18 protein-coding genes and 1 pseudogene are annotated in these 23,860 nt (G+C 60.1%); 8 read left to right on the top strand and 11 right to left on the bottom strand.

All coding sequences use genetic code 11. The annotated features are described in order from the left end of the window. From C934_RS0130295 to C934_RS0130270, 6 genes are all read right to left on the bottom strand, one after another. On the bottom strand, positions 1-3,865 hold a 3,865-nt coding region (locus C934_RS0130295), incomplete at its 3' end, for a N,N-dimethylformamidase beta subunit family domain-containing protein (protein WP_442965937.1). A 641-nt stretch (positions 3,866-4,506) separates the two neighbouring features. After that, positions 4,507-5,823, bottom strand: a complete 1,317-nt coding sequence (locus C934_RS0130290; protein ID WP_018860265.1) for an extracellular solute-binding protein — start codon at positions 5,821-5,823, stop codon at positions 4,507-4,509. A gap of 62 nt (positions 5,824-5,885) precedes the next feature. Then, positions 5,886-6,734: a carbohydrate ABC transporter permease gene (locus C934_RS0130285; RefSeq protein WP_018860264.1), complete on the bottom strand. Its 849-nt coding sequence runs from the start codon at positions 6,732-6,734 to the stop codon at positions 5,886-5,888. Beyond that, entirely contained in the window at positions 6,731-7,615 is an 885-nt protein-coding gene (locus tag C934_RS0130280; RefSeq protein WP_018860263.1) for a carbohydrate ABC transporter permease, read from the bottom strand. The genes C934_RS0130285 and C934_RS0130280 overlap by 4 nt, the downstream gene beginning before the upstream one ends. After that, entirely contained in the window at positions 7,615-8,697 is a 1,083-nt protein-coding gene (locus tag C934_RS0130275) for an ABC transporter ATP-binding protein (RefSeq protein ID WP_018860262.1), read from the bottom strand. The genes C934_RS0130280 and C934_RS0130275 overlap by 1 nt, the downstream gene beginning before the upstream one ends. 76 nt (positions 8,698-8,773) lie before the next feature. After that, complete coding sequence (locus C934_RS0130270; RefSeq protein ID WP_018860261.1) at positions 8,774-11,542, bottom strand: glycoside hydrolase family 2 protein; 2,769 nt, start codon at positions 11,540-11,542, stop codon at positions 8,774-8,776. A 182-nt stretch (positions 11,543-11,724) separates the two neighbouring features. On the opposite strand from C934_RS0130270, the gene C934_RS0130265 reads away from it, so the two are divergent. After that, positions 11,725-12,747 (top strand): LacI family DNA-binding transcriptional regulator, encoded by a 1,023-nt coding sequence (locus C934_RS0130265; RefSeq protein WP_156828831.1) that lies wholly within the window; start codon positions 11,725-11,727, stop codon positions 12,745-12,747. Between the two features lie 230 nt (positions 12,748-12,977). On the opposite strand, the gene C934_RS0130255 is transcribed toward C934_RS0130265, so the two are convergent. After that, a complete protein-coding gene (locus tag C934_RS0130255) occupies positions 12,978-14,993 on the bottom strand; it encodes a hypothetical protein (RefSeq protein ID WP_018860258.1) in 2,016 nt (671 codons plus the stop codon). 129 nt (positions 14,994-15,122) lie between these two features. Between C934_RS0130255 and C934_RS0130250 the strand changes: the two genes are divergently transcribed. Next, positions 15,123-15,965, top strand: coding sequence for a class I SAM-dependent methyltransferase (locus C934_RS0130250; protein WP_018860257.1), 843 nt, complete (start codon positions 15,123-15,125; stop codon positions 15,963-15,965). A gap of 573 nt (positions 15,966-16,538) precedes the next feature. Here the strand turns inward: C934_RS0130250 and C934_RS0130240 are convergent. The 4 genes from C934_RS0130240 to C934_RS0130225 all read right to left on the bottom strand — a co-directional run bounded on the left by C934_RS0130240 (position 16,539) and on the right by C934_RS0130225 (position 20,559). Next, positions 16,539-16,823 (bottom strand): ribbon-helix-helix domain-containing protein, encoded by a 285-nt coding sequence (locus tag C934_RS0130240; protein WP_018860255.1) that lies wholly within the window; start codon positions 16,821-16,823, stop codon positions 16,539-16,541. Positions 16,824-16,955: 132 nt separating this feature from the next. Beyond that, positions 16,956-17,909, bottom strand: coding sequence for an alpha/beta hydrolase (locus C934_RS0130235; RefSeq protein ID WP_037090705.1), 954 nt, complete (start codon positions 17,907-17,909; stop codon positions 16,956-16,958). Positions 17,910-18,170: 261 nt separating this feature from the next. Beyond that, positions 18,171-19,001, bottom strand: a complete 831-nt coding sequence (locus tag C934_RS0130230) for an endonuclease/exonuclease/phosphatase family protein (RefSeq protein WP_018860253.1) — start codon at positions 18,999-19,001, stop codon at positions 18,171-18,173. A gap of 94 nt (positions 19,002-19,095) precedes the next feature. Beyond that, a complete protein-coding gene (locus tag C934_RS0130225; RefSeq protein ID WP_018860252.1) occupies positions 19,096-20,559 on the bottom strand; it encodes a phospholipase D-like domain-containing protein in 1,464 nt (487 codons plus the stop codon). 257 nt (positions 20,560-20,816) lie between these two features. Here C934_RS0130225 and C934_RS0130220 point away from each other — a divergent pair, with 257 nt between their 5' ends. From C934_RS0130220 to C934_RS34390, 6 genes and pseudogenes are all read left to right on the top strand, one after another. Further along, complete coding sequence (locus C934_RS0130220; RefSeq protein WP_018860251.1) at positions 20,817-21,068, top strand: DUF2934 domain-containing protein; 252 nt, start codon at positions 20,817-20,819, stop codon at positions 21,066-21,068. A 250-nt stretch (positions 21,069-21,318) separates the two neighbouring features. Then, on the top strand, positions 21,319-21,492 hold the full coding sequence (locus tag C934_RS35395) for a hypothetical protein (protein WP_018860250.1): 174 nt from the start codon (positions 21,319-21,321) through the stop codon (positions 21,490-21,492). 114 nt (positions 21,493-21,606) lie between these two features. Continuing rightward, positions 21,607-21,921, top strand: coding sequence for a hypothetical protein (locus C934_RS0130210; RefSeq protein ID WP_018860249.1), 315 nt, complete (start codon positions 21,607-21,609; stop codon positions 21,919-21,921). A 28-nt stretch (positions 21,922-21,949) separates the two neighbouring features. Next, entirely contained in the window at positions 21,950-22,681 is a 732-nt protein-coding gene (locus tag C934_RS0130205; RefSeq protein WP_018860248.1) for a glutathione S-transferase, read from the top strand. 94 nt (positions 22,682-22,775) lie between these two features. Continuing rightward, on the top strand, positions 22,776-23,570 hold the full coding sequence (locus C934_RS0130200; RefSeq protein ID WP_018860247.1) for an SDR family NAD(P)-dependent oxidoreductase: 795 nt from the start codon (positions 22,776-22,778) through the stop codon (positions 23,568-23,570). Positions 23,571-23,670: 100 nt separating this feature from the next. Continuing rightward, a pseudogene (locus C934_RS34390) lies at positions 23,671-23,860 on the top strand (IS5/IS1182 family transposase); the annotation flags it as partial.

Raw genomic sequence — 23,860 nt, 5'->3', positions numbered from 1 at the left:
TCAGCGTGTTGGTCGACTGCCGCAGCGCCTGCACCGCGGTGTTGGTCTCGTTGATCGTGTAGCTATAGGCGCCCGTCGCATCGATCAGCAGGCTGCCATAGGTGCCGGCAAGTGCGGTGCCGAGCGTGCCTGTTGTCGCCCCGAAGCTGACCGCCGTGACGGTCTTGGTTTCGTTTTGATCCGGATCCGTGTCGTTAGCAAGCACGTTGCCGCTGGCGACAGAACCGCCCGAACCATTGGCAATGCCGCCCTTCTCGGTCGCATCGCCAGCGTCGGCAACCGCCGTCGGCGTCGTGTTGCCCGGTATCGTGGTGGAGATATTGAAGGTCTCGCTGGTGGCGAGGCCGGCAATGTCTGTTGCCGTCACCTTGATGCCTGAGGTGCCTGTTGCCGTCGGCGTACCGCTGAAGGTCTGCGTCGCGGCGTTGAAGCTCAGCCAGGTGGGAAGAACCGAGCCGTCGCCAGAGGTTGCCGTGTAGGTCAGCGTTTCGCCGCTGTCGACATCGGTGAAAGTGCCGGCCGGCAACGCGAACGAGAAGGCGGTGTTGACCGTGGCATTCTGGGTGGCGGTCTGGGCCGCCAGAACAGGCGCGTCGTCGGCGCCGTGGATGGTGATCGTCAGCGCGGCCGTGGCGGTGGCGCCGGCGGCATCACGCATGGTGTAGCTGAAGATCTCGCTCAGCGTGTTGGTCGACAGCCGCAGCGCCTGTACCGCGGAGTTGGCCTCGTTGATCGTATAGCTATAGGCGCCCGAGGCCGCGAGGACGAGACTGCCATAGGCACCGGCAAGTGCGGTGCCGAGCGTGCCTGTTGTCGCGCCGAAGCTGACGGCCGTGACCGTCTTGGTGTCGCCGGCATCAGGATCGGTGTCGTTAGCAAGCACGTTGCCACTGGCGAGCGAACCACCCGAGCCATTGGCAACGCCGCCCTTTTCGGTCGCATCCCCGGCATCGGCAACCGCCGTCGGCGCCGTGTTGTTTGACGGGTTGAACATCACGTCGACCCAATAGTTCTCCCCTTGGTAGGTGCTCGTGGGGTACAGGCTGGTGCTGCCGTAGCGATAGACGCCGTTGCCGCTGGCCGGCGCGGTCAATGGGCCACTCGTCACGGCGGATGTGAAGTAGTTGGTGGTGCTCGAGTAGCGACCGGTATCCGTGTGGTAGGAGGCGGTGTAAATTTGCCCCGGCGTCAACGTCACCGGACTGGAGAAATAGGCCGTCTGCCAGCCGCTCACGGTCTCGTTCGTGAAGGTGAGGGTCGCGAGCTGCGTACCCGTGCTCGACCATAGCGAGCCGGTATGCGTGCCCGTGTTGTCGGTGCTCTTGTAGAAGCGAATGCCGCTGACAGTACCTGCCACGGAGGTCTGGAAGCGGACGCCTAGCTCGACGGCTGCGTTGTCGTTGGTGCTGGCGACCACTGGTGTCGTGGCACCAAAAAGCGATGTGAACGCAGGGCCACTGACAGTGACCGTGCGCCCCGCCGAAGGCGTCTCGAGGTTGATGCTGTCGTCGACAGCGCGGGAGAGGATGGTGTAGGTACCGGCGACCTGGGGAGACCAGCTATAGGTCCAGCTCTCGTCCCCCGTCGCCGGGTGCCAGCTCGCGCCGTTGTCGGTCGAGACCTCGACGGCCGCGATGACCCCGCCGCCCGTGTCGGTGGCGGTGCCAGAAATCGTGATCGTCGTGCCAACGGTGGCCGTTGCCGGGACCGAGATGACGGAGGTTGGTGCGGTATGGTCCGTCGACGTTGTTGTCGCAACGAGCCCAGTCTGCAGTGTTCCCGGCTGAATGCCCATGTCGGCGAACAGGTTCACCATGGCCTGTTGCACCCGGGGGTCGGTGGGAGTCACCTCCTTGTCGTGATTGTCGCTCAGGCCCCAGGTCCAGTAGACGGTGCCCGCTCCGAACACCAGCGCACCGCTCGGCGCGCGATAGAGCGTCAGATTATGGGTCGAGGTACCGTTGCCGGTCGTGTTTCCATAGTCGAGCAGGTAGGAGCTGACATTCAACGTCGTCGAGGACAGTCTCACCAGACCGGCTGGATCGAAGCCGTTATCGGGTGAGTCGTCCCATTCATACCCGAGGTAGTTCTTTGTGAGTGTCACGGTCTGTCCGGGCTGAAGGTTGGCAACACTCGTATTGCGCCAGAACCGCAGGTTGGCGTCATCGAAGGGAATAGTAATCGACTGCAGGTTCGTGCCGACATCGTCGACCTTGAACAACTGGCCGGTCAGCGAATTTTCCGGGTTTCCGCCGCCGATAGCGGGCGGGCTGAGGCGCGGGTCGCGGAAGGTGCCTGTCCATTGGTCGGAGGGGTCGATGCTGGCGCCAGGTGACCATGTCTCCTTGTAGGAAATCAGGGTACGGTACGGGGTGGCATCACTGCTATAACTGTTGCCCCAACGGGTGCGCCAGTAAACCTCGTTACCGCTCCAGAACTCCAGATTGACGCCAGCGTCGCGTGCTGCCTCGACATTGGCGCGTTGCTGTCCAGACCAATATTCGTCATGCCCAGCGTCCACATACACCTTATGGTTTAGAAGCAGACTGCCATAGCGGTCGACATCGACGCCCGACAGGTAAGACACATCGTAGCCGTTCTGTTCCAGCCAGTAGATCCCGGCATACTCTGCGCCGAACAGATAGTCCTGTGGCCCAGCATATGTGCCAACCCCGCCACGGGTCGCGATCGGCCTGTTGTAACTGACAGCATAGGCACGACCGGCACCCTGCCCCGTCGCGGGTCCATTGCCGCCATAGAAATTTGCGCCGCCCCAGCCATTATAGGCCTGCCACGTCTCGTCCGCGGTCTGGAAGACGATGTCACTGTGACTGTCATCATCGCGTACGATGAACGGGATGTGGTTTTCGCCGAAAGTGCCGTCCTGACGCACGAGTTTGGCGATGTAGACGCCTGAGACGGCGTCCTCTGGCACGGTCCACGACGCCGAGACCGCCCAGTTGCCGGCATCCACCGTGCCGGTCGAGGCATTGCGCAGCGGATCGGGCTGGTTCTGCAATCCGGTGTGCTGCAGAGTGGCGACCTTGCGCGCGCCCATGCCGCCATAATAGCCGAGCCTGTAGATATCGATCCGATAGTTGGTGGAATCCGTATCGATCTTGAAGCTGATCGTCTTGCCGTTGTCGACGCTGATGTCTGTCGCGAAACCCTCGATGTTGGAGCTGCCCGCGCCGTCGATGCCCCACTCGCTCTCGGGATTGCCCTGCTTCTGATTTTCCGCCACGATCGCGTTGGTGGCGGCGGCCGCCGCCGCCAGCCCCTGCGTTGCTGCCTTCTGCTGGCCGCCCACCGGTTTGGTCACCGAGCCGGACAGGATGCCGACGCCTTTTGAGGTTGCGCTTCCGGTTCCAATCTCCCCACCGCCTGGCAATGGCCCGTTCGAAACCGTTGAGCCCCTCCATGTCGCCGTCCCGCGCCAACCTGACAAGGGCGAAAGGTCACGGTTGAGAAGCGGGTCGCTGACCGACGCGCCGAATGTTCCCTTGCCGGTCGGTACATAGTCCGGTCCCTCGGTCAGCCTTGTTCCCGGCAATTGGCCGTCGGGCTGGAGCATACCGCCGCCTTGAGCCCAATCAAGCAGTCGCGTCGGAGACGTATAGTAGCCGCAGCCGCAGACGCCAAATGGCAAGCCAAACGCCAGGAATGAGTGCGATCCGTGGGCACTCGTCTGCGCTGAGGGCGTCGAATCGAGGATGACGACTTTACCGGAAGCGGAGCTGCTCCCCACACTGGTCGAACCTGGCCCGGATGCTGTCTGCGCAGCACCGTTCCGCAGAAAAGGCGCCAGGGGATCCGCAGCCATGAAGCTCGTTCCCGAGCGTGCGCCGTGGAGCGGCCCACTCATGCTACCGGCATAGGCATGCCTATCGGAAGGCGAAAAACCCCAATCAGCTGCAAACGGCTGATGTGCTACAAAGTCGCGGCGTTGAACGCCGGCTCCGTCGATCGTTGCGAAACCATCGGCCAGCGACGGCAGCGTGATGTCGTTGTTAACCTGGCCGTGAGCGTCGCAGACCATTCCCGTCGGCCGATCGTCGTCTTCATTGAGCGCGATGGTGTTGACGGAACTATCGGCGGCAGTGCCAGACTTGATCGCATCGGTCGTTTGTGCGGCCAGCGCGAGTTGATAGTTGTTATCTTCCCTATAGGGGGTGTTACGAAGCTTCGCCTTTCGGCCCGCAGCGAACCACCGGGGAGTCAACGAATCCAATAGCATTGAGCGAGATGCCCAACGGAGAGCTTTGCGATGCATGGCATGCCCCCTCGCGAAAATCTACCAATGTGCAGATTGTCGAATCATAGCCGAAGAAGCGCGAAATACCTTGTACGCCTTTCGAGCTAAATCGGGCGATCACCTTTTGGCCGATGAGGACCACCTCGCGCTCGCAGGACGGAGAGACGCCGTTACCGCGCCCACGACGATATGCTCTACGAGGCATAATTTGCCAAAGGGCTGTCCGGAATGCTCGGACAGCCCCTTTATTGCTAGTTTGCAAGCAGATCGTTGACGCGGGTTTCGGCGTCTGTGAGCGCGGCATCGATCTCCTTTTGCCCAGTGATCGCAGAAGCGATCTCTTCGCCGATGATGTCGTTGACCGCGAACTGATGACGAACCTGTGCAGGCAGGGGTTTTGCGACGTTTGCGATGCTGAGGATCGTGGCGCGATGCGGCAGTGCCTTGAACTCCGCTGAATCAATGACCGCCTGCTGAGCCGGCAGGTGACCGGTCCGGGCCCAATCGAAGTTGTGATCGGCCATGAACTTCAGGAACTTGCCGATTGCGGCAACCTGCTCCGGGGTGCGATCCTTCTTTGTCATCGCCCAGGAGTGGCCATCCGACCAATAGGCCGGTTCACCACCGAACACCGGCGGATACGGATAGACCGCGTAGCCGTTGGTGAGCGCGTTGTCGGCCTCTTTCGACAGGGCATCGAAGTCACCCACAACCCAGGTACCATTCAGAAGAACACCACCGTCCCCCTTGGTAAAGCCGGACAGGGATGCAGCATAGTCCTGGTCTTTCGTGGTCAGATCCTGATCGTAGATGTCCTTGAACAGCTGGACGATCTTCTTGGCTTCAGGTGTGTTGAGTTTGACATGGGTCGGATCTGCGAAGAAGTCGGACTTCATCTGGGTCAGGTAGATATAGAGGGCACGATAGAACGCACCCTTTTCGTTGGCCATGCTCTGAACGAGATAGGGCTTGCCGGTCTTTTCCTTGAACTGCTTTGCCTGTGCGAGCAGTTCGTCGGCCGTCTTCGGCAGCACCGGCGTTCCGTCTTCATTCACCAGGCCCGCCTTGCGGAAATAGTTCATGTTGATGTGCCACAACATGGTGTGGGAATCGATCGGCAGGCCGAATATCTGGCCCTCCTTCGTCACCCCTTCCCGGCCCGCCGCGGTGAAAGTGGAGGAATCCACGCCGGCAGCCTTTAGTACCGGGTCCAGAGGCTCAAGAAGACCCTTCGACTGATAGTCGGACAGCACGGATTCATGGATGGTGACGACATCTGGCGGCTCGCCCGATGCCAGCTGCGCCGTCAGCTGGTCGTAACCAGGCCATTCGACGGTGTTCACATTGATCTTGATATCGGGATTGTCGGCAACGAACTTGTTGATCTGCGACGTGATGATTCCGCACTCGCCTACAGCCTTGCTGACGTCGGTGTTTGTTCCCCAATCGGCGTCGCAGGCTCCGAAGAACCGCTGAACCGTAATTTCGACAGGATCACCGGCGAGAGCCGGCCACGACGCCATGGTCAGCGTCGCAGCCAGTAAGATATTCCTCATGCCAATCTTCATTGCAATCTCCTCCTATTGCTTGCGAAAATGCGCGTTGAAACCGGATTGTCAGATCATGATCGTCATCGCACTGCGTAACCCGAAACCGCGGTGACGATGTATTTCTGGAAGAACAGGTAGACAGCGAGCGTTGGCAGGCCTGCGAACACAGCCTGAGCCATCAGGAAGCCGAGGCCCTCAGTCTGGGCGAAGTTCATCTGCATGGAAGCAATGCCGGTCGTGATCGTGTACATGTCCTTCTTGGTCGCCGAGATGAGCGGCCACAGATAGTCGTTCCAGGCACCGAGGAAGGTGAACACACCGAGTGTCGCCTGGGCCGGGATGGTAAGGGGTAGAAGAACCGTCCAGAAGATCTTGAAGCGCGACGCGTTGTCGAGCAGTGCTGCCTCATCCAGTTCCTTGGGAATCTCCCGGAAATACTGCGTCATCAGGAAAACACCGAATGGCGCAGCCAAACCGGGCAGGATCAGGCCAGGATAGGTATTGTGCAGTCGCAGCATGCTGAAGATCTGATGACGCGCGACGATCACCGCCTGCTCCGGCACGGCAAGGCCGAACAGAACGATGACAAACAGAATGTCGCGCCCCGGAAACCGTAGCCGCGCGAAACCATAGCCGGCAAGCGACGACAGGATCAGCACACCCAGCGTCATCCCCGACGAAACGATGAGACTGTTCAAGAACCAGCGGAAGACATTGGATCCGCCAAACACGTCTGCGTAGTTCTTGATCGTATACGGAACGTGGAAGACCGAATTCGTATCCAGCTTCAGTTCCGCATTGAGCTTGAACGACAGCCCGACGACCCAAAGGATCGGCAACACCATGATCAGGCCGGCTGCCACGACGGCAAGAAGGATGATCCGGTCTCCCAGGGATTTTCCGACAATGCCGGAGCTCGTGCGGCTCATCGATTTTCTCCCTGCCGGTTGGAAAGGAAGTACTGCAGCATGCCGGCCATCAGGATGATCGCGAACAGGACCTGCGAGGTTGCCGCGCCCATGCCGACATCGAAGCGGGTGAAGGCAACGTCGTAGATGTAAAGGACAATCGGTCTCGAAGCATTGTTGGGGCCACCCTGCGTCATCAGCTGGGCCTGGCCGAATACCTGGAACTGAAGCACGCTTTGAATGATCAGCACGAGCAGGAATGTCCGACGGATCGACGGAAGCGTAATGCGCCACAGCGTCTTCCAGCGCCCGGCATTGTCGAGCGCAGCCGCTTCATAAATCTCGCCCGGCACCTGTTGCAGTGCGGCCAGAAACAGCATCATCGGCAAGCCTACGCCCCACCAGACTGTTGCGATCGCAACGGCCGGAAGCGCAAGACGCGCATTGCTGAGGAAGGTAACCTGCGCCAGACCGAACCAGCCGAAGACATTGGAAAGCAGGCCAATGTCGGGAATGAAGACGATGCGCCATATCAGAGTCACCACTGTAACCGACAGCACGGACGAGGCAAAGAAGACGGCGCGCATCACCGAGGCGAAGCGTGTCTTGCGATTGAGCGCCAGCGCGAGTGCAAGTCCGAATACCGCGAGAACCGGCACGGTCAGGACGACAAAGTAGAGCGTATTCAGAACTGCCCCGCGGAAAATCTTGTCGTTGAAGAGGCGCGTATAGTTTGCAAGCCCCACAAACTTGCCGGGGCCGAACAGGTCAGCCTTCGTCACGCCAAGCCAGAAGCCCCAAAAGAGAGGAATGACGAGCAGGCAGACGAAAACAAGCACGAAAGGCGCAACGAACAAGCCGTTTCGCAATCGGGATTCGTTCATGTGGATGGCCTGGCTCATCACGCTGCCTCCGCGGTGTGATAGCCGCGGCCGGCCGCGTCAAAGAGGTGGGTCCGGCGGCCGTCGAACGTCAGGGCGACGGCTGCCCCTGGCGCGAGTGGGCTGTCTCCTTTGGCTTCTGCCACCAGCAGCGAGTTATCTGCGATGCGAGCATAGACGAGCGTGCGATCTCCCAGCCGCTCGATGACCTCGACAACGGCATCCGTGTCGCCGGTGCCGGATCGCCCGATCGAAATGGCTTCAGCGCGGACACCCATCGTGTAGTCACTGGCCGGCGCCAGTTCTTTGATTGGAACCGCCGTGTGGACAGTCGTTCCGTCGGTTAGGCGAACAAAATCGCGGTCCAGTTTCACGGGCAGGAAGTTCATGGCAGGAGAACCGACGAACTCGGCGACGAAACGTGTCGCAGGACGTGCATAAATCTCCATTGGTGTGCCGACCTGTTCGATGCGGCGATTGTTCATGACCACGATCCGGTGTGCGAGCGTCATCGCCTCGATCTGGTCATGCGTCACGAAAACCATCGTTGATTTGACACGGTTGTGAAGCTGCGCCAGCTCGACGCGCGTTCTGACACGAAGTGCTGCATCAAGATTCGACAGGGGCTCGTCGAACAGGAAGGCTTGCGGCTCCTTGACGATCGCGCGGCCGATGGCCACGCGCTGACGCTGGCCGCCAGACAATTGCCCCGGCTTGCGATCAAGCAGCTTGTCGAGAACAAGAACCTTTGCCGCCTCCGTTACCCGGCGAGCGATTTCCGCTTCGTCGACCCCGATGTTTCGCAAGCCGAAGGCCATGTTGTCGCGCACGCTCATATGGGGGTAGAGCGCATAGTGCTGGAATACCATGGCGATACCGCGCTCGCCCGGCGGCAGATGATCGATGCGTTTGCCGTCGATGCGTATCTCACCGCCGTCGATGCTCTCCAGCCCGGCAATCATTCGCAGCAAGGTGGATTTTCCGCAGCCGGATGGGCCGAGGAAGACCATGAACTCGTTGGAATTGATCGTCAGGGACAGGTTGTCGATGACGTGCACCGCACCGTATTGCTTGCTTATGTTCACCAGTTCGATGAGCGCCACGTATTCCTCCGCTGATTGAGTTCCAGAGCCTGCCGTTTGAGGCCGAGCGCTGTTTTCCGCGCCCGCCTCAGCTCGTTCATTTGCTCTGATTGACAGTCGCGATCATGGCATCGAACAAGGCGGCAGCGACCGGATCGGTGCCGGCCGGGTGGCTCGTCAACCGGAAGGTTGTTGCAACGAGATTGCCGCGCCCGACACGTCGTTCAGCGATGGTGACCGCGGGTTTGTGGACCCAACCGATGACCAGCCCGCCGTGGACCGGTCCGGCATACTCGAACGTGCGGAAGCCCGTCATGACATGATGCGGAACAACCTTCTCGAAGGACAGGTCGAGCAACGGACCACCCGGCAATGAAGCAAACGCACCTTTACGTCTGATCCAGCTGAAGTTGGCAATCCAGTCGCCACGCCACAGCGTACCTTCACGTGCGATCAGTCCGATTCCTGGGAGCTGCTGGTCGATACCAACAGGCATATCCCGTTCATCGATGGTCATCTCGCGATAGAGCTTTTCGCCTTCGGGAATGTCCTTGCGCAGATTGCGGTGCGTGGGAATGCTGCCATCGGCGATCACGAGATAGCGTGCCCCGTGGCGCATTGCCTCAATGTCGCTCTCATCAAGGGCATGCGCCAGATTGACGTCCGCTTTATCAGGCTCAGAGACCGGATAGCCCAGTTTCTCTGCAAAAGCGCGAAGCGCCGGATCCTTCGAAGCGATGCTCGGCAGGTTGGCTCGGCTGCGTTTTGCGTACAGCGCGATATCGAGAACATTGGTCGCAAGCCGCCGTCCGCTGGACAGGACCTCAAGTTCGATGCGAAGCGTGCGATTGACGTCGGTTTCCGGCATTTGCATCGGCACGATGCCTACGCTTGCCACCGCGTTGGCACCCGTTGCTGGTAGTGCCCGCTCGCTGCCCTGCCCGTAGGTCCAGCGGATCGTTGCGCCATCAGGAATGGACGCGCCACCGGTCGCCACCGAGAGATCCACCTCCAGCAGTTCGCCGGCGTAGGCAGACCAGGCATTCGGGCGGGCGATCACGACGATGTCGCTATTGATGCTCGCGAAGTCGTCGTGGAAGACACGCGGATTTCTGTTGATGTCCAGAAGGCCGTTTGCCTCCCAATGAACGTCCGTGAATTCGGTGATGACGTAGCCGACGATCCTGGGATGGGCGCGCATCACCTCGATTTCATATTTGAGGTTCGCGAACTGGTACCATTGCGCGGCCTCGATGAACGATCCGAAGTCCTTGAAGACGGTGTCCAGATGGAGCGCGCGGAAGCGCTTTTGAACGCCATGCGGATAGGCGACGCCATCACCCCATGTCGCACCGGTTTCCATCCAGAAGGGCTCGGAACCATCTTGCAGAAGGAGTTTCGAGGGATCGGGCAAGCCCCAGACGCCAAACTCGGAGACGATGAGAGGCTCTTCGCCTCGCCACTGCGCATCGCCAAGGCCAGAATAGGTCCACGCTGCGCCCTCGGCGAATTGCCTGGTGATGTCGTCCCACTCTTCGCGTCGTTCCGGAATGGAGCGGTAGTAGTGGTAGTCATTGAGGTCCGACTTCACGTGGAAGTTCGGGAAGCAGGCGGAATTGTCCGAAACAAGACGGCTCGGGTCGAGCGTCTTCAACCAGTCGTAGGTCTCGGCGAGCCACTGGCGATGATCGGCGTTCTCGACGATACGTGTTCCCCAATCTTCATTGATGATCGTCCAGGCGATGATCGACGGGTGATGGCCATCGCGCCTGACGATTCCCTGCATGGTCTCGCGCATTCGCCTGGCCGAGCCATCGCTAAAGGTCTGGACGTTCGGAATTTCGGTCCAGATCAAAAGACCGATACGGTCCGCCACATCGTAGTAGCGCGGGTCGGGAACCTTGATGTGAATGCGCAGCGTATTCAACCCAAGTGCCTTGGCCTTGCGCGCCTGGTCCTCGAGGAACTCAAGCGAAGGCGGCGTGCAGATGCCTTCGGGATAGTAGTCCTGATCAAGTGCAGCACGCATGTAGAGCGGAGCACCGTTCAGGAAGAGCTGGCCGCCCCTGGTCTCGATGGTGCGAAACCCGAATGTAACCGAAGTCGCATCGACGATTGCGTCTGCGACCGAAAGACTGATGTCGGCACGGTAAAGCTGCGGTGCATCAGGCGACCAGGACTTCACCTCGGGAACAACGACGCTCAAGGTGCGACCAGATCCCTTTGCCGCGACCTCCAGGGCTCCGTCCGGCCCGTAGACAGCGACGCGCACCTCGGCGTCTGCCGCGGATGCGGAAAGGTCCAGATCGAAGCGAACGGCACCCGAGGAAAGGTCTGCCCTTACCTCGGCATGCTTGATGTGGCTGGTATCACGCGCCTCCAGCGTCACCGATTGCCATATGCCGCCGAGAGGGCCGTACCAGCTTTGCTTGCCATGCGGAATTTCCGCAAAGGGAAACTGCGGGTACCTGGTCGCGTCGGCGCTCGGAAGCGTAACCGAGACCTCGATCTCATTTTCCGGTTTGAGGATGCTGTTCGAAATCGTCAACGAGAACGGAAGGTAGCCTCCTTCGTGGTTGCCGATAGGCTGACCATTGACCAAGACTTCAGCAAAATAGTTCACCGCGCCGAAGTGAAGGGAGATGTCGCGCTCCGCCCATTCTTGCGGCAGAAAGAACTGTCGACGGTAGCTTGCAGTGCCAAACGCGTCGCGAAGATCGGCAAATTCGGATTGCCAAACGGATGGAACGGAAATCGAGCGCCAGTCGGCATCCCCTTCGAATTTGAACTGCCAGAGGCCGTCGAGTGTCATTCGCTTGCGCGCGTCCTGGGATAGCGGCAAAGCGGGCGTGACAGGGGCGGTCATGTACTCTCTCCCTTGCGAATTATGTTATTAGTTATATTATTAGTTATGGGTACAGAGAATATAACCAACTGGCAAGCCGGAAAATTCGGGACCCGCAAAAGCCACAGTGGACGGTTGTCGGAAAACTGGGTTTTCTATAATTTGATGAATGGGATGGGCCGATCGATGAAGTGGGACAAGCATTGACCAAGCGTGCAACCATGGTTGACGTTGCACAGCGTGCAGGCGTCTCACAGGCAACGGTGTCGCTGGTATTGAACGGGGTCAGCAATCCCCGCGTTTCCGAGGTGACCCGATCGCGCGTCGTGGAAGCGGCCGAAGCCCTTGGTTATCGCAAGGGCCCTAGACACAATGTTCCCGAGCATCGGCGACCCGTTATCGGGCTGCTGCTCGATGAAGTCAGCACAACACCGTTTGCCATGCCCTTCATCGAGGGCGCGCGCGATGAAGCGGCCCTGCAGGATATCCTGATCGCAACCTTCTGCACGCGCTCCGATCCCAAGATCGAGAGCGCGGCTCTCGATCTGCTTCAGGAATTGAACGTCATCGGCATTCTTTATACCACCCTGACGACCCGACAGATCGTTGTTCCGGAACGGCTGAACGACATCCCCACAGTTCTCGTGAATTGCTATGAGAAGCATCGTCGTCATCCCTCGGTCGTTCCCGGCGATATCGCTGGCGGGCATGCGGCGACCGAGGCGCTGCTGAAGGCGGGTCATCGAAGGATCGCTCACCTGAAGGGCGAGGACTGGATCGAAGCTGCCAGGGACCGCGAAAAGGGGTACCGGCAAGCGCTGACCACATGGGATGTGCCCGTCGACGAAGACCTGGTTTTGATGGGAGGATGGACCGTCAATGGCGGCCGCGAACTGACCATCAAATTGCTTGATCGGAAAGACCCGCCGACTGCCATCTTCTGCTTCAATGACCGAATGGCCGTCGGCGCATATGACGCCATCAAAAGCCGCGGCTTGCGTGTGCCCGAAGACATCTCCGTGGTGGGATTCGACGACGAGGATCTGGCATCCTACATGGTGCCACCACTTTCAACGGTGCTGTTGCCCCATGACGAAATGGCGCGATGGGCCGTTGGTGTCCTCCTCGACCACAACGAGGGTATTTCATCCCACCGAACCACCCAGAAGATCAAGCTCGAGTGCCCATTCGTTGAACGCGGTTCGATCGCAGCCCCTCAGTCTTGATGCGGTTGATACATTGCCCCGTCGTTTTTGACCTTGGAAGAGGATCATTGTCGGTCCACCGAGGAACGGGATCATGTCGATCAGGAATCGCGGGATGTCGCGCGCCCTGGCGCGCGCGCGCCCTGTGATTTTCTTGACGTGGTTTCGTTTGTCAGCGTTCAGCAAGCTTGAAACTCACGCATCGTCGATGCCGGGCGGCGGCAGGTGATCTGGTGGGTTCCCCGGGCCGCTTACTCAAAGCCGAGGCGCTGGGCTCCCTGGCGGAACAGCGCCTGGTCAGTGGGCGGCAAATGGAATGCCGAGATGAAATCGTTCAGCCGATAGGCGGGATACCGATCGTGTATCATGGCGAGGTAAGACTTCCCCTCACTCAGCCGTCCCGCGATCGACAGGCAAAGTGCGGCGATCGCCAGAATGTGAGCGTGAGCGTTCGGACGGGCGGCGGCCTTGGCGCCCCATTCCGCGGCATCCTCGAAGCTTCCGAGGCGCACGAGAGCCAGGGCGCGGCTTGCAAGCATGCCGAAGAGCAGCGGGTCGAAAGGACTGAGCGCGCGGGAGTGATCGGCCGCCAGGATCGCTGCGCCCGGATCACCGGACTGGGATTGAACGAAAGCGAGGGAGTAATGCGCGATCGCGAAACTGGGGCTCAGTTCGACCGCCTGTTGCAGCTCGCTGACGGACTGATCGTGCAACGCTCTCAACCATAGCGCCCGACCCATGGCGAGATGTGCCGTCGGGTCGCGATCATCGACCATCATGCTCTGGCTCGCTGCTCGATAGGCAAGCTCGGCCTCGACGTCGCGATCCGCCCAATGCTGGAAGGCACTCTGGAAATGGGTGAAGGAGAGCCCCGCATGCGCACGGGCAAACGTCGGGTCGAGGCCAATTGCCCTTTCGAAGAAGCGCTGGGCTTGCTCGTTGTCGCTCTTGGTAAAGCGATACATGTGCCAGAGCCCCCGGTGGTGGGCCTCCCAGGCGTCGAGAGAGTTCGGCGCCTTCAGGAGGGCACGATTGCTCTCGATCGTTTCGACTTCGCGCTCGATCGAGACGACGATCCTGCTGCCGATTTCCTCAAGGAGGAGGAAGGTATCGGCCACACGGCGCTCGAAGGCCTCCGTCCAGGCGATGCGCGCTGTTCTTGCCTCTGTCAACTCGACGCGAACGACAATGCGGTCGCCGACGCGCTGAAACGATCCGTCGACCACGTAGTCGACGCCGAGCAGCCGTGCTGTCTCTTCAACCGTGTGGTGCCGGTCCCTCAGCGCAAACATCGTGCCCTGCGCGATGACATGGAAAGAGCGCAGCTTCGCGAGCCGTGTGATAATGTCGTATGCCAATGCATCGGACGGACCGCCGGGAGCGGCCACGGCCGACAGCTCATTGAACGGCATGATCGCAATCGATGCGCGCCGCGGCTCCTTGAGCAAGCTTTCGGTTTCGGGTGGAGACGATGCAGCCACAGCGCTGGCGCTTGGGCGCTGCTGCCGGAAGGTTTCGTCTGTCTGGGTTCTGGCCGTCTGCCAGGCGTCGCGCAAGGATCGCTCGTTGATACCCTCGGCATCAAACAGCTTCGCGGTCGCTTCCAGATGTTCCTCGCCTTCTCGAAAACGACCCGCCTTGGCAAGGGACATCAATAGCAGTTCGTGCGGGCGAAGGTCGAAGGGCGCAAGCTGGATCCAGCGATCGAGATAGGTTTGTGCTTCTTCGGGCGGGAAACGCTGGACCATATGCTCGAGAAGGGCTGTATGAATGTCGCGCAGCCGACGACGTTGAGACAGCAGCCATGTTTCAAATGCCGGGCTACGCTCGACGCTCGATCCTTCGTGAAAGTCCCCGGCAAACAGGGCTGCCAGGGAGCGCAACTGGCTGAGTGACTGCGTCTTGAATCCATGCTGATAAGCCGCAGTCGCCTCGATCGCATCGATAAAGCAGTCCGACAGATCCAGTCTGATGGTGTCGCCCTTCGTGACGACGCGTTGTTCACCGATCAGCGCGCGAATCTTGCTCAAGCACCATCGCAACTCGCGGCGCGGATCGTCAGGGATATCCCACAACAGATCGCAAAGCTGCGCCCTGCCGCAGGCCCTCGGTGAAAGCGCAAGGTAGGCCAGAAGAGATCGCACCTTCCGGGAGCCGGGGAGCGTCAGATCGACGCCCTCTCGCCGGATCGCCATCGGGCCGAGCAGTCGGATCTCGAGCGGGCCTCCGGGTTGATTTGCGTCCCCGCCGCCCGATTCCACGCTCATTCCCACGCCAGCTGCCACGCCGACCCCCACTATCCCTGTCTAAGCCAGAGACCGTGGCACGACACGTGCCCAACCACGGTTGCCATAGACGCACCATGAGGCTGATCAATCTGACCCAAGGAGAAAACAATGTCCACATCTGCGGCCGTCGCCAGTAATCCTCAGCCCGCCGTCGACTTCAGCGCGCTCAAGGCCAGGCAACAAAGTGCATGGTCCTCGGGCGACTACGCAATCGTTGGGACGACCTTGCAGATTGTCGGGGAAAGCCTCTGCGAAGCGCTCGACCTGCGCGCCGGTTCGAAGGTACTTGACGTTGCGGCCGGCAACGGCAACGGCGCACTTGCCGCAGCCCGACGCTGGTGCGAGGTCACGGCAACCGATTACGTTCCGGCGCTGCTCGAACGTGGCCAGGAGCGCGCCAAAGCCGATAGGCTGCCGATCGTCTTCCAGGAGGCCGATGCAGAACATCTGCCGTTTGCCGATCAGTCCTTCGACAATGTGCTGTCGATTTTCGGCGTGATGTTCACGCCCGACCAGGAGCGCGCTGCGTCCGAACTCATTCGGGTCTGCAAGCGCGGCGGCTCGGTTGGCCTTGCGAACTGGACCCCTGACGGTTTCATCGGGCAGATGTTCAAGACGATCGGCAAGCATGTGCCGCCTCCGGCAGGTGCTCGCTCGCCGGCGCTCTGGGGCTCGCGGGCACGGCTTGACGAATTGTTCCCGAAAGCCGTCGCGTCGATCGCAGCAACGCCCAGGCAGTTCGTGTTCCGCTACAAGTCACCGGACCATTGGCTTGAGGTCTTCCGGACCTATTATGGTCCCGTGCTGAAAACATTCGCCGCCCTTGACCCGGTGGCGCGAGATACACTGACCGACGACCTTTTGGCGCTCATGGAACGCTTCAACCGCGCCGATGACGGCACCGTGGTCGTGCCAAGCGAATATTTGGAGGTCATCGTCACGAGGCTCTGAACACAGGCTTCCGACACCGGCCGGGCACGGGCTTCAAATCCCGATGCTCGGCCGTCAGGTCGAGCGTGTTGTTTTCGAGCCAGGCGATGCCGCCCGCTTGGAGTTGGAACAACGCTCTGATCTTGGAAACGAAAGCCCGGCTGCTGGCAGACTGCCCCTGATTGGAGAGGAGACTCAACCAGGATTCCGCGCGTTTGAAATCGCGCCTGGGGGCAACATGACACCGTCTGAGTTTAGCGCGGCCGTGGTGGTCGCAAGAATGTCGGCAAGCGACATTCAGGAACTGCTTGGCATTGACGAACCAACCAGAAGCCAGCTTGCCTCTGGAGAGAAGCCTGTGCCTCGTTGTGTGGCCTTGTGTCTGTGGCTCATGGCTGCCTATGGCGTTTCCATTCTGGAGGCTCGTGTCCTTGCGGAAGATCCTAGTGCGGCCACGTCGCCCTGAACTGCATCGCTGCGGTCTTTTTCTGCTTGCTGATGTCAAACCTGACGCCCGCGTATTCCGGTTCTATTCTGTGAACGATCGAGTGCCTCGTCCTACGGCGGCGCGCATTTGTAGTTTTCGTCTGCTAGTTAGCCTTTTACCCGCTCCGCATGACGGGCGCGCACGCTGGCGAACGCATCATCGACACTGACACCGCGCGCGGGATCGGCCTTCATCGCGTCGAAGCTCGAGGCTGCCTGATGCTGGAGCCACCGCCCGATTGCCTCATCGTGTTCTTTCAGCGCACTGATACCCGCGCGGATCAACTCGCTCGCCGAAGCATAATCACCCGCGCTCACCTTCGCGTCGATAGACGCTGCCTGATCGCCCGGCAGGCTGATGGTTCTTTTCTCGATGGTCGCCACGATCAGCATCCATCACATCACGCGGTATGAGAATTCATGCCATCGACCCAAGCACACTTCCATAGGCCAAAACCGTAGAATTCTGCACCCGATCTGAAAGATGTGCTCCACCTCATCGATATCTTGAAGATACCGAAAAGACTATGGCCGTGGTTTGTCGGCGAAATGCTTGATCGCGTATTCCGCAACACGCTGGTTCGACTGCCTTGCGTCATCGAGCCAGAACGGGAAGAGTTGCCACTGGTGGATCATGCCAGGCCAGATTTCGGTCTCGACGTCGACTCCGACCTTTCGGGCCTTTTCAGCCAGCCTTAGCGTATCGTCCAACAATGCCTCGCCCGAACCGACCTGGACAAGCAATGGTGGAAACCCGGTCATGTCGCCATAGAGGGGCGACACCATCGGATCAGTGGGAGAGCGTGTTCCGAGATAAGCCTTGCGCATGAGATCGAGTTGAGCGGCGTCGATCAGTGGATCGGTACTGGCGCTGGCCGTCAGCGATGCGCCGGTTGCAGCCAGATCCGTAACCGGGCTCATCGCCACGACGGCCGCAGGCAACGGTCCCTTGACCCGCATCTGCCTGAGCGTGGCTTCGATCGCGAGGTTTCCGCCGACGGATTCGCCGACGATGACGACATTGCTGGCCTCATAGCCGGAATCAAGCAGCCACCGGTAGGCTGTCAGCGCGTCGTCGATTTGTGCGGGATAGGGGTTATCAGGTGCAAGCCTGTAGTCGATGAGAAGCACGTCGGCGGACGCCGCCTTGGCCAGTGCGCCCGCTATGGCCCGGTGCGTGCGCAACGAACCGCCATAGAAGCCGCCGCCGTGGATATAGAGAATGGCGCGCTTGCCGATCGGATGATGGAGCCTTGCCGGCCAGATGAGCTGCGCATCGACACCATCGGCATCGACAGGCCTGATTTGCACGCGCGTCGGCTCGGGGGTGGCTTCCATCATCTCTTCGAACGCATTGCGCCGATCGCGAAGGCTGTCGGCCTTCGCATAATAGTGCTTCCATGTTTCAACGAGCTTGCGGACCTGGTCCTTCGAAACCTGCGTCTGGACCGGCGTATCCCCGGCGCTGGCGGGCGACATCGAGAAGGCGACGGCAAGGCTTGCGACCAGACATGTTTTGGTCAATCCCTCTAGCGAGCGCATGATCGCCGCGGACGCAAGCCCGCGCGATATGTCGACCCGCCGCCGCAAAATCTCCATCACAAGCACCGCGAAACCTCCGATTCAGGACATCTGTCGAGACAGGTGAACCTGCCACGACCACGGGCCCTGTCAAGCTCGCCATGGTTTAGGAGGCGACCCTTTTCGGTGTGTGAAAGTAATGCCCCTGTCGTATGCCGGCTAGGCTTTGGCCGCGAGTTCTTCCACGCGCTTCAGATTGACCACGGCCTTTACCGGCAGGTGATCGGAGGCAATGCGGGCAAGCGGCGTGTCGTGCGCCTCGACCGCTGTCACAACCCCCTTGCGATTTGCCATGATGCGATCAAGCGCGAGAACGGGAAGTCGTGCGGGAAAGCTGGGCACGGCGAGCGGCTGCGGGCCAAAGGCGGACTGGAACGTGTGCAGCGATGAACGGTCACCGAGCCGCCACTCATTGAGATCGCCGAGCAGGATGGTCGGGACCTCACGCTTGTCGGCCATCAGTTCGACCAGCATTTTGGCCTGCTGTGCGCGCGAATGGCGAAGCAGGCCGAAATGGGCGGCGATGATGCGCAAGGCCCCGCCGTGTTCGAGATCGAGTTCGGCGACAAGCGCGCCGCGCGGCTCAAGCCCGGGGAGGTTGATCTGGTGTACGTCACGGACGAGGCCACGCTTGAAGAGCACGACATTGCCATGCCAGCCATGAGCCTTGGCCATGCCGTTGACCGGCACCGGGATAAGTCCGGTCTCCCGTTCCAGCCGGCCGAGATCGAGAATGCCGGTACGCTCACCAAACCGGGTGTCGGCTTCCTGAAGCGCAATCACATCGGCATCGATTTCGTGGATGACCCGGCTGGTGCGTTCCGGATCGAAACGACGATCATTGCCGACACATTTGTGAACGTTGTAAGAGGCAATCAAAGTGCCGTCCGAGCGCGGCTTCTTCTCCGAATGCGCTGCATCCAGTCGCTTTTTTCGATTGCGGATCGATGCGAGGATGTTTGAGGGCAGATTGTCCTTTTTGGCATGCATCGGAGTTTGCTCGCGCTCCGTTGGTCGAAGTGGTTTGATCCGGAGTATAGGCCGGCTATTGAAACTTGCCACGCCTTTAGGCCGAAGAAATCCGCTACAAATAAGGCGATCCGAGCCAAAGAACCTTCTCAAGCAGCCGGACAGCGAAAGGTCGCGCACGCAGCCCCTGCAACGTAACCGGCGACGCCGATTTGATGGCCTCGTCGATATGCTCGTCAATCTCGTTGGCAAAGCCTTCATTCAGTACTTCCAGGTCGACCTCGAAATTCAGCCGCAGCGATCTCGGATCGAGATTGGATGATCCGACATAGGACCAGACCCCGTCGATCGACAGCAGCTTGGAATGACTGAAGGCGCCGCTCGAGCGCCAGATGCGGCAATAGCTGGTAAGGATCTGGTCGAACTGCGCAGTCATCGCCCGGTCGACCAGGACGAGGTTGTTGACGGAGGGAACGACGATATCAACCTCGACGCCACGTCGTGCGGCGGTCGCCAGTGCGCTGATCAGCTCGCGGTCCGGGAGGAAATAGGGCGACATGATGCGGATCGATTTGCGCGCAATGGAAAAGGCGCCCATCAGCATCTTGTGGTTCGTCTCGATGCTTCTGTCGGGCCCGGACGCCACGACGCGCATGAAGACGGGATCCCCCGGTTGGCGCTCGGGCATCGCGGTTCGCCATCCTTCCCCTTGCAGGATCTCGCCCGTCGTGAAGCGCCAGTCTTCGGCGGCAACATTGAAGAGGTCGGCAACGACCGGCCCGGTAACACTGAAATGGGTGTCGCGCGCAAAGCCCTCCCCTGCTATTTCGCGGGTAAAGCCTGCCCGGATGTTCATGCCGCCGGTCAGCGCGATGCGGCCGTCGACGATGAGGATCTTGCGGTGGGTGCGCAAGTTCGCATAGGGCAAACGCAACCCCATGATAACGTTGCCGTTGAAGACCGAGACCGTGACGCCGCCATCTGCAAGATATCCGAGTATGCTCGGCACCGAATAGCGGGCGCCGACTGCATCGATCAGCACGCGCACCTCGACGCCCCGCTTGACTGCAGCAATAAGGGAATCGCCGATCCTCAATCCGATCGGATCGCGGTCAAAGATGTAGGTCTCAAGCAGAACACTGCGGGCCGCACTGTCGATTGCCGCCTTCATTGCACCATAGCAGTCGTCGCCGGTCTCCAGCATGTCGATCGTGTTGCCGGTTGCGAGCGGAACGCGAGCGACGCGGTCGCCGAGTGTCTGGAGGGCAGCGAAACGCCGGCCAAAGCCGCTGATGACGATATCCGTATCGGCGTCGAAGCTTTCGAGCTCATCGAGGTCCGCGTCGGAGATCAGCGCATCGCGCCGAAGGCTGAGCGAGGCGCGCCGGATACGATTGATACCGGCGATCGCATAGAGCACAGCGCCGACGATCGGTGAGAGGATGATCACCCCGACCCAGCCGATTGCGGCGCGGACCTCTTCCTTTGTCATGGCCGCGTGGATTGCTGCCGCGGCGCCCATGGCGAGCGAAACAACGAATAGAATATGCGGCCAGTAGGTCGATATGAGATAAAACATTGCGTTGAACTATAAACACAAAGCTGCAGTGTTCAATTGCGCACTAATTGCGAACTCAAGGGCATGAAGCGTCCGGTCTTGCCGGCGCAAAACCTGTCGTCGGCAAGCAAAAAGCACGCGCTGCGCAGCAGCCGAATGCTGCGATGCGGGATCTATTTTTGCAGTGTGTCAAAAATTGCTTGAAACCGCACGATTACTCTGGAACTCTAAGGCCAGTATCGCGTTAGACCACGGGCCTCACTGACTGGAGATCGGCGATGACAGAAACTCGCGAAGAGTGGATCAGGAAGCGTGCCTATGCGCTGTGGGAAGAGGAAGGGCGTCCAACGGGACGAGATTTCAAACATTGGGAACAGGCCCGTGCCGAACGCCAAGCACTCGAAGGGTCTGCTGCATCCCCTGATGGCAAGGAAGTGAAGACGCGCAAACGCACCGCCACTGCTTCCAACGCAAATGGCGCCATAAAGGGCTCCGCCCCAAGAAAGACAGCTGGCCGCAAATCGGCCTGATCGCTTGCTTCCATGTTGCGAAGGGCATCACCATGACGCCCTTCGTCACATGATTGCATTGCTTCTGCCCTATTGATTTCCAACGGGCACGAAAGGTGCGTCAGAGGAAGAGTATGCATGACTGCGCATGACGCCGACCTCGCGGAAAAAATGCTGCGGCGACAATCGGCGCTGGAACCAAAATCGAATTTGGAAGTTGATAGATTTGTCGTAGCGGATTGCTGCCTCCGCATCGCGCCTTGAGGGTAAAATGACCGCTCTTGTCATCGCCGCGTTAGCCTATCTGGCCCTCGCCTTGATCCTTGTCTATGCGATCGACAATCTCGTTGCACTGTTCTTTCCGGATGCGCATTCTGCCCTACCGCTGCATTTTCCCACCTTTGAGAAGATGATGGCGTTGTCGCGCAAATATTATCGCAAGTAAGTGACCTCGTCGGCGCACTTTCCGTCAGCGTCTGCCCCTTTGGGTTTGCGAGAACCTTGGAACTTTTCGAGCATCAGTTGGTTGGCCTTTTCTCCGTCAGAAAAGGAGCCAGACATGCCAAGAGGCGACAAATCCGCTTACACGGACAAGCAGAAAAGAAAAGCCGAACATATCGAGGAAGGCTACGAAGACCGTGGCGTTTCCGCCAAGGAGGCCGAACGGCGGGCCTGGGCGACGGTCAACAAGGAAAGCGGTGGCGGCAACAAGTCCGGCTCCGGTCGTGGCAAGCAAGATACCCACGAGGCATCGGAAAAGGGTGGGCGCAAGGGCGGCGCCGCCTCCGCATCGCGTTCTGCGGCCGAGCGCTCGGCTTCGGCCAAGAAAGCAGCAGCGACGCGCAAACGCAACGCGCAGCACGCGCATCACTGATCTCGAGCACGCCACCGGGAGGGACCTCATGGCATATGAACTGTACTATTGGGATGGCATTCAAGGCCGCGGAGAGTTTGTCCGCCTGGCGCTGGAAGAAGCACAGGCGGACTATGTCGATGTCGCCAGGCAATCCGGGCCCGCGATGGGAACCGGAGCGATGCTGGACCTGATGAGGAGCAAGCGCGAGCCCCACATTCCCTTTGCGCCGCCGTTTCTGAAGGACGGGGAGCTCATCGTCTCGCATGTCGCCAATATTCTCGCCTATCTTGGCCCAAAGCTTGGCCTCGCGCCGGAAGATGAGAAACTGCGCTGCGTCGGCAACGGGCTGCAACTGACCATCACGGACCTGGTGGCTGAGGTGCACGATACGCACCACCCGATTGCCACCTCCCTTTACTATGAGGATCAGAAGGAGGCGGCGAAAGCCCGCTCCGCTGCCTTTATCAGCGAGCGCATTCCAAAGTTCCTCGGCTACTTCGAGCAGGTGCTGCAACAGAACCCTCGGGGGCCGCACCATATCGTTGGCGATGCTCTGAGCTATGTCGACTTGTCGCTGTTTCAGGTCATCGAGGGCTTGCGATATGCCTTTCCAAAAGCGATGAAAGCCTGTGCGGCCGACTATCCGGGGCTGATCGCGTTGCACGATGCCGTCACCAGGCGCCCGAACATTACCGCCTACCTCCAGTCGGACCGCCGGCTTGCCTTCAACGAGGACGGAATTTTTCGGCACTATCCAGAGCTTGATCTCGCGCCATAGCGGATATGGCATTGCCCCGGGTTGAGGGAGGCTGATAAGCTCCCTGCAACTCGCCCCAAACCGTCCCGTCACGTTCCCGGAGGCTATCGCTGCCATGGCAAATCTTGCTCAATTGCTTGCATCCATCAAAATCCCGGACCTCGCCGGCAAGGCGGTGCTGATCACCGGCGCCTCGACCGGTATCGGTGCAGCGCTCGCCCGCGCCTTTGCCGCGCAGGACATGAAGGTTGGCATTCATTACAATGCGAGCCGGGAGCCCGCCGAAGCGCTTGCCGACGAAATCCGGGCAGCCGGCGCAACGGTGCACCTCGTTCATGGCGACGTGTCGAAAGAGGGCGAGACGGAGCGTGTCGTCGAAGAAACGGCCAGAACCTTTGGGCATCTCGACGGGCTGGTAAACAATGCCGGCGGCATGCTCGGCCGCAAGCCAACCGCCGAATATACCGACGAGCACTACATGAAGGTCATGGATCTGAATGCCCGCTCGGTTCTCGCTGCAACCCGCGCTGCCCATCCGTGGCTGAAGAAGCAGGGCGGCTTCATCATCAACACGACATCGATCGCCGCCCGCAACGGTGGCGGCAATGGTGCCGTGCTCTATGCGGCATCGAAGGGCTTCGTCTCGACGATTACGCGCGGCCATGCCAAGGAGTTCGTTCCTGACCGCATTCGGGTCAACGCGGTGGCGCCGGGCGTCATCGGCACGCCGTTCCATGAGCGCTACACGAACGACGAACAGATGGAGTTGCAGCGCAAGACGATTCCGATGGGTTTCGTCGGAACGCCGGAGGATTGCGTCGGCGCCTATCTCTTCCTGGCATCGCCGACGCTTTCCGGCTACATCACCGGCCAGATCATCGAGGTCAATGGCGGCCAGCTGATGCCGTAAGCGTTGGCTTGCACAAAGAAAAACGGCGCGGACGATCTCCGCGCCGTCAGATTGCTGACAAACCCCTGGCACCGTCTGGGGGTTTGTGATTCATTGGGACATGTTGAAGAAACCTGCCCCCACCCAGACGGCTCTTGAGATGGTGACGCTCGACAGTCTGGTGCCGAAGGATCACCTGCTGCGCAAGATCGACGCGGTGATCGACTTTTCCTTCATCCATGATCGTGTTGCGGGGCTTTATTGCGCCGACAACGGCCGCCCGCCGCTCGATCCGACCTTGATGTTCAAGG

It is taken from the genome of Rhizobium sp. 42MFCr.1, from assembly GCF_000377185.1.
In the GTDB taxonomy this organism is placed as follows: domain Bacteria; phylum Pseudomonadota; class Alphaproteobacteria; order Rhizobiales; family Rhizobiaceae; genus Rhizobium; species Rhizobium altiplani.
Note: the sequence above shows the minus strand (reverse complement) of the source record. Positions and strands in the feature narration are given on the sequence as shown.

Excerpts from the sequence above, each read along its gene's own strand:
- C934_RS0130200 (WP_018860247.1), top strand. The coding sequence starts at position 22,776 with ATGGCAAATCTTGCTCAATTGCTTGCATCCATCAAAATCCCGGACCTC.
- C934_RS0130225 (WP_018860252.1), bottom strand. The coding sequence starts at position 20,559 with ATGTTTTATCTCATATCGACCTACTGGCCGCATATTCTATTCGTTGTT.
- C934_RS0130255 (WP_018860258.1), bottom strand. The coding sequence starts at position 14,993 with ATGAGCGTGGAATCGGGCGGCGGGGACGCAAATCAACCCGGAGGCCCG.
- C934_RS0130250 (WP_018860257.1), top strand. The coding sequence starts at position 15,123 with ATGTCCACATCTGCGGCCGTCGCCAGTAATCCTCAGCCCGCCGTCGAC.
- C934_RS0130270 (WP_018860261.1), bottom strand. The coding sequence starts at position 11,542 with ATGACCGCCCCTGTCACGCCCGCTTTGCCGCTATCCCAGGACGCGCGC.
- C934_RS0130280 (WP_018860263.1), bottom strand. The coding sequence starts at position 7,615 with ATGAGCCAGGCCATCCACATGAACGAATCCCGATTGCGAAACGGCTTG.
- C934_RS0130220 (WP_018860251.1), top strand. The coding sequence starts at position 20,817 with ATGACAGAAACTCGCGAAGAGTGGATCAGGAAGCGTGCCTATGCGCTG.
- C934_RS0130240 (WP_018860255.1), bottom strand. The coding sequence starts at position 16,823 with ATGCTGATCGTGGCGACCATCGAGAAAAGAACCATCAGCCTGCCGGGC.
- C934_RS0130210 (WP_018860249.1), top strand. The coding sequence starts at position 21,607 with ATGCCAAGAGGCGACAAATCCGCTTACACGGACAAGCAGAAAAGAAAA.
- C934_RS0130290 (WP_018860265.1), bottom strand. The coding sequence starts at position 5,823 with ATGAAGATTGGCATGAGGAATATCTTACTGGCTGCGACGCTGACCATG.
- C934_RS0130285 (WP_018860264.1), bottom strand. The coding sequence starts at position 6,734 with ATGAGCCGCACGAGCTCCGGCATTGTCGGAAAATCCCTGGGAGACCGG.
- C934_RS0130230 (WP_018860253.1), bottom strand. The coding sequence starts at position 19,001 with ATGCATGCCAAAAAGGACAATCTGCCCTCAAACATCCTCGCATCGATC.
- C934_RS0130205 (WP_018860248.1), top strand. The coding sequence starts at position 21,950 with ATGGCATATGAACTGTACTATTGGGATGGCATTCAAGGCCGCGGAGAG.
- C934_RS35395 (WP_018860250.1), top strand. The coding sequence starts at position 21,319 with ATGACCGCTCTTGTCATCGCCGCGTTAGCCTATCTGGCCCTCGCCTTG.
- C934_RS0130235 (WP_037090705.1), bottom strand. The coding sequence starts at position 17,909 with ATGTCGCCCGCCAGCGCCGGGGATACGCCGGTCCAGACGCAGGTTTCG.